Source organism: Desulfovibrio sp. GTC20076 (genome assembly GCF_055385905.1).
On record NZ_AP039366.1, the window covers coordinates 906,803 to 914,380 of the forward strand.

The following is a 7,578-nucleotide window of genomic DNA, read 5'->3' on the forward strand; positions in this document are numbered from 1 at the left end:
AATTTAAAAAAAATATAGTTTATTAATTTAATTATGCAGAGCATGTTTAACAACAGAGTTATGTCTGCATTCATTATAGTTTTTGTGATCCATGCATTTGTTCTTGTGGCAGCATGTATTTTTTACCGGAGGCACGACCGACAGGGGGCTCAAAAAAACTTGCGCATCACCGTCGATTACCGTTGTGCCTGAAGATGAGGTGCCCGCTGATGCTGTTGAACCGTCGCTTGCGCAAGCCCCCGAACCGGGCATGTTCGCCCAGGATATTCAAACCTATCTTGTGATCGGACAACGTCTACTTTTTGTCCGGTAATCCCCATAGGGAGAGGTATTATGATCAGCGGGGGAAAAAGCCTGACAAGCAGAATTGGCGAAGAGGTCATGAACGGTATCAACGTTACGCCGTTGGTGGATGTCATGCTGGTGCTTCTGATTATATTCATCATTACCGCGCCGGTCATTCACCAGGCCTTCAAACCGGATTTGCCGAAAAAAAATGCCCAGAAGCATCAATTGCAGGAAAATGACGTCACCATAGAAATTTCCGGTGCAGGTGCGTTCAGCCTTAATGGTAAGCCCTTCACTGAAACAGCCCGGCTTGTAGAACTTCAGGGTTTTGGGGTGCGAGCAGGCAGCGACACCCGGCTTCATCTTCATGCAGATCAGACTACACGATACACAAATATCGCCCGTGTACTTGCGTTGATGCAACAGGCTGGCCTGACAAAGGTCTCATTTGTCACATCGGCTCCACAGAAAGCACAATAATTTGCCGTCATGGCATTAGCCTCAACTGGTGTCCTGTAATGCGAAATATCAGAGGAGAATGGGGTAATGGTAGGTAGAGCAAGGATTGTTTCTGTGGTTGGTCTGTGTTCAATGCTGCTTTCGGCATTGGCCATGCCGGTATTCGCTGCTGAAGGCGTGGAGCCAAAGTCTGAAGAAGGAATCACTCTTGATGTCGTGCGGGTTACTGCCCAGAAAAGGGCAGAAACACTGAATGCCGTGCCAATGAGCCTTGAGGTCACAACAGCTGATGATCTGAAGGCCTCGCATATTACAAAGGTTGAAGATGTGCTGGCGGCAACGCCCAATGCCATGTTTTCATCGGGTTCTGTGGCGGGGGCCATGTCGCCGTATTTCAGTATCCGTGGTGTGGGTTCTGCAGAAATTGAAACAGATCCCTCCGTGGGCGTGTTTGTAGACGGTGTTCCGCTTACGCTTATCCACGGCTATTTGAACAATCTGCTGGACGTGGAACGGGTTGAAGTGTTGCGTGGTCCGCAGGGCACCCTGTATGGCCGCAACACTCTTGGCGGCGCTGTTAATGTCACCTCCAAGAAAGCTGATCCCAGCAAACAGGAAGGGCGCATAACCGTTGGCGCGGGCAACAAGGAGCATTTTCGTACTGAGGTTATGGCCAACACTCCTCTTTGGGACGGCAAGGCCGCTGTGCGCGCTGCCTTTGGTTACGACCAGTACGGTCACGTGTGGGATAACGATCGGGGCGGTAATGTAGGCAAGCAAAACAATTATCAGGGACGCCTGAGCTGGTTCATGATGCTTGGCGAAAATACTACCGCCGATTTCAGCGCCGATCTGCAGAAGCAATACCGCAAGGACGGCGCGGTCATGACCTTGGCCGACTACGAAAACGGCGACCGTTCGTACAATATTGCAGACCCGCTTGGCGGGAGCATCACCTCCGGCGGCGCCAGGCTTGAAATCAATCATGACTTTGACAGCGGTTACAAGCTGACCTCTCTCACCGGTTACCGCAGCACGGCAATGGACTATGACGGAAGCTATGCGCCGGTGGGCTTTTTCAATGTTACAAATGCCCGCTTCAATGCTTTTGGTTTTGAGAATTTTCAGTTCCGCGACCACGGTAACTTTGTTGAAAGCTTTGGGCAGATATCTCAGGAGCTTCGGTTGACTTCTCCTGAAGATCAGGACTTCAAGTATGTGGCAGGCGTTTATGCTGATTATAACAGGATGGATCGCAGAAACGGCCTGACAAATACGTGGGATCAAGGCTCACCATTCTTCCCCTGGTCTGCGAAAAGCGACCATGCCACTCTGGATCTGCGAGGACAGCAAAATGCCTGGTCTGTAGCAGCATTTGGCAACGCATCCTACGACTTTAACGAATACTGGCAGATTTTTGGCGGCCTTCGCATCGGGTATGACAAGAAATCGTATGAATTTGACGCTTCTTCCAACCTTGGTGAGGATTATATCAGGGATTTCTGGGAGCAACCCGGCCTGACCATGGTCAAGGATTATGACAGCGAATGGGATAAGATATACCTGACGCCACGCGGTGGTCTTAAGTATAGTTTTAATGAATTCAATGATATATACTTCAGTGTAAGCAGCGGTTACAAGTCCGGCGGTTTTTCCACTTCCTTGTTCTACAACAAGCCTGGTTTCAAGTACGATGAGGAAACTACCGTCAGCTATGAACTTGGTATGAAAAATACCTTTCTTGATGGTCGTGTAACCCTGAACAGCGCTCTTTTCTACATCGACTGGAGAGACCAGCAGGTAATGTCCTATGACTCTGCTACCGGCATCACCGGTATTGTCAATGCTCCTCAAAGCCAGTCTTACGGCTTTGAAATGGATATTATGGGCAAGTTCGACAACGGAATTCATGTGGGCATCGGCGCTGGCTATGCTGATGCCACCTACGTCGACTTCAGCAATGCTCCCGGAACGTATGGCGGATCTGTAGACGCCAGCGGCAATCAGCAACAGTACCATTCAAAGTTCACGGGGCGGGCCAACGCCGGCTACGAATTTGAGTTGCCTTGGGACGATCTGGTGGCGAGCGTCGACCTGACTTTCCGTTACCGTTCAAGCTACTACTATGACATCGAAAACAAGCTTGAGCAAGAAGGTTACGGCACCTTTGACATGAACATCGGGGTGGGCAACGACTCCTATGAGGTGAACCTCTGGGGCAGAAACCTTCTGAACCAGGCGGCCACTGCATCGCAGACATATATGAACGGAATGCATGCCACGCATGACCAGAATACTGTGGTCAGTCTTATTGACCCGCTGATGTTCGGTATCAACTTCACCAAAAAATTCTAGCTAGATACCTCTCGAAATGTGCTCTCTGCGCGGCTTGCGCCTGTGCAGTGCGTGGAGGGCACATTTTATTGCTGTGGGGAGAACGGGATGAAGTGTGCAGTATTGGCAACCGCGGCCATAGCGGTTTTGCTGGCAGGTTGTAACGGACATTCGGACCGGGAAGTGCAAGGTTATGTGGAAGGTGATTTTGTTCGGATTTCACTTCCTGCAAGCGGCATTGTTGAAAATGTTTTGGTGAAGCGCGGCGATCACGTTGTCAAGGGGACAGTTCTTTTTACGTTGGATAGCGAAAGGGAAAAGGCCGCGCTGGACAAGGCCCGATCAGAACTTGACGTGGCAGAAGCCCAGCTTTCCAACTTGCAGGCTACAGTGCGTAATGACGAAATCAGCGCCCTTGAAGCTGAAATCAAGGAGCTGAAAGCCCAGCTTGCCTATACATCAAAATCCTATCGCCGCAAGTTCGGTCTGAGCCGGGCCGGAGCTGCCTCGCTTGACGAAGTAGAACGGCTGCGCTCGGAAGAACAGGTAATCAAGGCAAAAATTCTTGCCGCTGAAAGCCGGTTACGATTGGGGCAGCAAAGCATTGGCCGCGATGGTGAAATTGAGGCAGCCCAGAAAACATTGAAGTATCGTTTGGCCGCCGTACGAGGGGCCGAAGCGGACTTGGCCCTGCGTCAGGCCATGGCGCCCGCAGATGCGGTGGTCAATGACATTATTTTCCGGCCGGGGGAAACCGTAGCGGGTGGGCAGGCAGTGCTTGAACTGCTGCCGCCGCAAAACGTCAAGGCACGCTTCTTTCTTTCGCCTGAGCAGATTGGTTGGGTAGCTGAAAATCCTGAAATTACATTGCAGTGTGAAGGGTGCGGCAACGGTATCTCCGCTAAGGTCAGCTATGTGGCTTCCGAAGCTTCCTACCGGCCTCCTGTTCTTTATTCCCGTAATCAGTCAGAGCGGCTTGTGTTTTTGGCAGAAGCCGTTCCCCTGAATTCTGTGGGACTTCTTCGCCCCGGGCAACCGTTGAAGGTCGTGTTTCAAAAATGAAACATGCCATTGAAGTACGTGGCCTTACAAAAAAATTCGGTAAGATTGCCGTAGTTAAGTCTTTAACGCTTGATGTGCCTGAAGGGCAGATAATGGGCTTTCTCGGTCCCAATGGATCCGGCAAGACAACAACGCTCCGGATGATGTGCGGCTTGCTGACCCCGGATGCGGGAGGCGGCATCTGCCTTGGTTATGACATTCTGACACAGGCGGATCAGATCAAGCTGCAGGTGGGCTATATGCCCCAAAAATTTTCGCTTTATGAAGACATGACCCTTGAAGAAAACCTGGCGTTCACGGCCCGCATTTATGGTTTGGACAACGTGCGGCGTGAAACGGCGGCAGTCCTGCGCAGGTTTGGCCTGTGGGAGCAGCGCAGCAAGCTGGCCGGATCGCTTTCAGGAGGCTGGAAACAACGATTGGCCCTGGCGAACTGCGTGATGCACAAGCCCAAGGTGTTGTTGCTTGACGAACCTACGGCCGGAGTGGATCCCACTGCGCGCCGGGAGTTTTGGGAAGAAATTCATGGTCTGGCGGCCGAAGGTATAACCGTGCTGGTGTCAACCCACTATATGGATGAAGCAGAGCGCTGCCACAGCATCGCTTACATTGCCTATGGCAAACTGCTCGCCTGCGGAACAAGCCGCGAACTTATCGACCGTTTTCCGCTCAAGATGTATTCCGCCAGGCTTAAGTCGGGCTTTGCACCGTCGGTACTCACCCGCATTGCGCAACGGCTTGAGGCGCAACGCAATATTGATGTGGTCATTCCATTTGGCAATGACCTGCACGTGGGTGGTGCGGACGTTGCCCTGCTTGCTGAAGCCATTGCCCCCTGGCGGCACGATCCCGCCCTTGCCTGGTCTGATGCCCATGCTTCGCTGGAAGACCTGTTCATTCTGCTTATGAACCGGGCCTTGAAAGAACAAACAATGACGGAGTCATCCTGATGTTCGCGGGTTTTTCCTTCCATCGGTTCTTTGCGCTGCTCACCAAGGAGCTGATCCAGATGAGGCGCGACAAGGCGACATTTTCCATGCTGCTCAGCGTGCCCCTGATGGAAATCCTTCTATTCGGCTATGCCATCAATGCAGACCCGAAGCATTTGCCGACCCTTGTGGTAGACGCTGACCAGTCAGTCATGAGCAGGTCGCTGGTCAGCACACTGGAAGTGTCGGGCTATTTTGACATCACCAACCGTCATGCCACGGAGGATGAGGCGCGTAGCGCCTTGGCCAACGGGGCTGCCCAGTTTGTGGTGAATATTCCCGTTGATTTTTCACGAAGGGTTGCACGGGGCGAATGCCCGCAGGTGTTGATTGAAGCTGATGCCACTGATCCTTCTGCAACGTCCGCAGCCATCGGGGCGCTGTCAGGTCTGGCGGCAAGGGCCATTGACGAAGATCTGCGGGGGCCGCTGGCCGGACTGAAGCAGGGCAGCGCACCTTATGAATTGTTGGTTCATCGCCGGTACAATGAAGAAAATGAATCAGCCTTCAGTGTGGTGCCGGGCATACTTGGTGTGGTTCTTTCCTCCACTATGATCATGATGACCTCCATAGCCATGACCCGCGAACGGGAGAGGGGCACGCTGGAGAGCCTGCTTGTGGCCCCTATCCGGCCGCTGGAAATGATGCTGGGCAAGATATCTCCCTACCTGTTGATAGGCTTCGGCCAGATTCTTGTCATCATGACGGCGGCCAGGGTGCTCTTTCATGTACCCATGCTTGGCTCAATGCTGCTGCTGTTTATGGTGTGCGTGGTGTTCATTTGTGCCAACCTGGCCTTGGGGTTCATCTTTTCATCCATTGCCAAGAATCAGATGCAGGCCAACCAGGCTTCGTCAGGTTTTTTGTTGCCCTCCATCATTCTGTCCGGTTTCATGTTTCCGTACCGGGGCATGCCGGAATGGGCGCAATGGCTTGGCGAAATACTGCCCGTAACGCATTTCTTGCGCATAGTGCGCGGCATTCTTCTCAAGGGGAATACGCTGGGAGACGTCTGGGGCGACTTCTGGGCGCTCGTTCTGATTCTTGGTGTTGTTTGTGCTCTCTCAATACGCTGCTATCGGCGCACGTTGGATTAACTTCGCAGGTACGTTCATGCTTCATGTCCTTTCCAGAAAGCCTCTTTCCGTATGGTTGCTGATTACCAGTCTGTATACGACACAATTTCTTGGGCTAAGCTTTTTTTCAGTGGCCCTGGTTGCCATTCTGCGTGGGCAGGGAGCGTCGCTTGAGCAGGTCAGTTCGGTATATATTCTGGGTATGATCGGTGCCTGCAAATTCCTGTGGGCTCCCCTGGTGGACAGGGTCCGGTTTACGCCCAGGATCGGTCACTTTCGTGGCTGGTTGCTGCTGATGCAGTCTCTGATGGTTGTTGTATTATGTTTTCTCGCCAACCTGGATGTAACGACAGATTTTGGCGCCATTTACCTGCTCTGCATCGTCATGGCTGTTTGTGGCGCTACGCAGGACATAGCAACGGATGCTCTCGTCTGTTCCCTGTTGACGGAAGAGGAGCGGGGCATGGGCAATGGCATACAGACTGCGGGCGGCATGTTCGGGTTTATGGTAGGGGCTGGGCTTGTTCTTATGGCCTACCCGAGCCTTGGCTGGCAGAAAGCAGTGATGATACTGGCAGCGGGAACCGCCATCTCGTTAGCACAGCTGATATTTTTTGTTGAACCTGAATTTAAAATTCAAAGTCGAAAAGGTTGGCAAGTGGCAACGCGCCTTGTCACTTTCTGGCAGCAACCGGGTAGCCTTAGCTGGCTGGCCATGCTTTTGCTTTTTCCTGTGGGTATCACAATTGCCTACAGCCTTTTAACGCCATTTCTTGTGGACAGCCTGTGGCCGCTGGAGCGCATTGGTCTCATTGTGAATGTTTTTGGCCCCGCGATGGGTATTGCCTCCAGCCTGTTTGCGGGGTGGCTGATTTCACGTTTCGGGCGCAGCAAGACTATGAACTACTGCATTGTCATGCAATTTCTGAGTGTTGTTGCCGTGCTATTCGTCGTGCAGGGGCACGTTTCAACCATGGCGGTAGTTTTTGCTGTTGTTATACATTTTTTGGGTTACGTACCTTCCGTCACCATGCTGAGCACGCTGATGATGGATCGCGCATCCAGAGAAAGTCCTGCCACTGACTATACTGTGCAGTTCAGCGTTTATCAGTTTTTTGCCATGGGTACGGGGGGCCTCGGCATGGTCATGGCCGGACGTCTGGGCTATGTCGGCGCAATTTTCGGAGCTATCGGCTGTGCCGTTTTGGCAGGTTTTGTTGCAAAATTTTATATATCAAAGCGAGTTAGGTGCCGGTAGCAGCAATCTCAATGCATTAACGCTTATTGGCTTTTAACCAGGCAATGGCCAGTCACGCGCCGTCAGGGGGTGAGCTTTCACCAGCCTGCCCTGTTCAACCATGGGGTGATTC

6 protein-coding genes are annotated in these 7,578 nt (G+C 52.3%); all 6 read left to right on the forward strand.

The window, feature by feature from the left end:
- The first annotated feature begins 333 nt into the window (after positions 1-333).
- Positions 334-768 carry an ExbD/TolR family protein gene (locus ACZ495_RS04065; RefSeq protein WP_296986429.1) on the forward strand — a complete coding sequence of 145 codons (435 nt, stop codon included), beginning with the start codon at positions 334-336 and terminating at the stop codon, positions 766-768.
- Positions 769-834: 66 nt separating this feature from the next.
- Positions 835-3,102, forward strand: coding sequence for a TonB-dependent receptor (locus tag ACZ495_RS04070; RefSeq protein ID WP_464262659.1), 2,268 nt, complete (start codon positions 835-837; stop codon positions 3,100-3,102).
- A gap of 87 nt (positions 3,103-3,189) precedes the next feature.
- Positions 3,190-4,143 (forward strand): HlyD family secretion protein, encoded by a 954-nt coding sequence (locus ACZ495_RS04075; RefSeq protein WP_394027391.1) that lies wholly within the window; start codon positions 3,190-3,192, stop codon positions 4,141-4,143.
- On the forward strand, positions 4,140-5,093 hold the full coding sequence (locus ACZ495_RS04080; protein WP_012624967.1) for an ABC transporter ATP-binding protein: 954 nt from the start codon (positions 4,140-4,142) through the stop codon (positions 5,091-5,093). Before ACZ495_RS04075 ends, ACZ495_RS04080 begins: the two co-directional genes overlap by 4 nt.
- Positions 5,093-6,229 (forward strand): ABC transporter permease, encoded by a 1,137-nt coding sequence (locus ACZ495_RS04085; RefSeq protein ID WP_464262660.1) that lies wholly within the window; start codon positions 5,093-5,095, stop codon positions 6,227-6,229. Before ACZ495_RS04080 ends, ACZ495_RS04085 begins: the two co-directional genes overlap by 1 nt.
- 16 nt (positions 6,230-6,245) lie before the next feature.
- Positions 6,246-7,466, forward strand: a complete 1,221-nt coding sequence (locus tag ACZ495_RS04090) for an MFS transporter (RefSeq protein WP_464262661.1) — start codon at positions 6,246-6,248, stop codon at positions 7,464-7,466.
- Positions 7,467-7,578 lie beyond the last annotated feature (112 nt).

Coding starts and splice junctions, on each gene's coding strand:
- ACZ495_RS04090 (WP_464262661.1), top strand. CDS start 6,246: ATGCTTCATGTCCTTTCCAGAAAGCCTCTTTCCGTATGGTTGCTGATT.
- ACZ495_RS04065 (WP_296986429.1), top strand. CDS start 334: ATGATCAGCGGGGGAAAAAGCCTGACAAGCAGAATTGGCGAAGAGGTC.
- ACZ495_RS04075 (WP_394027391.1), top strand. CDS start 3,190: ATGAAGTGTGCAGTATTGGCAACCGCGGCCATAGCGGTTTTGCTGGCA.
- ACZ495_RS04085 (WP_464262660.1), top strand. CDS start 5,093: ATGTTCGCGGGTTTTTCCTTCCATCGGTTCTTTGCGCTGCTCACCAAG.
- ACZ495_RS04080 (WP_012624967.1), top strand. CDS start 4,140: ATGAAACATGCCATTGAAGTACGTGGCCTTACAAAAAAATTCGGTAAG.
- ACZ495_RS04070 (WP_464262659.1), top strand. CDS start 835: ATGGTAGGTAGAGCAAGGATTGTTTCTGTGGTTGGTCTGTGTTCAATG.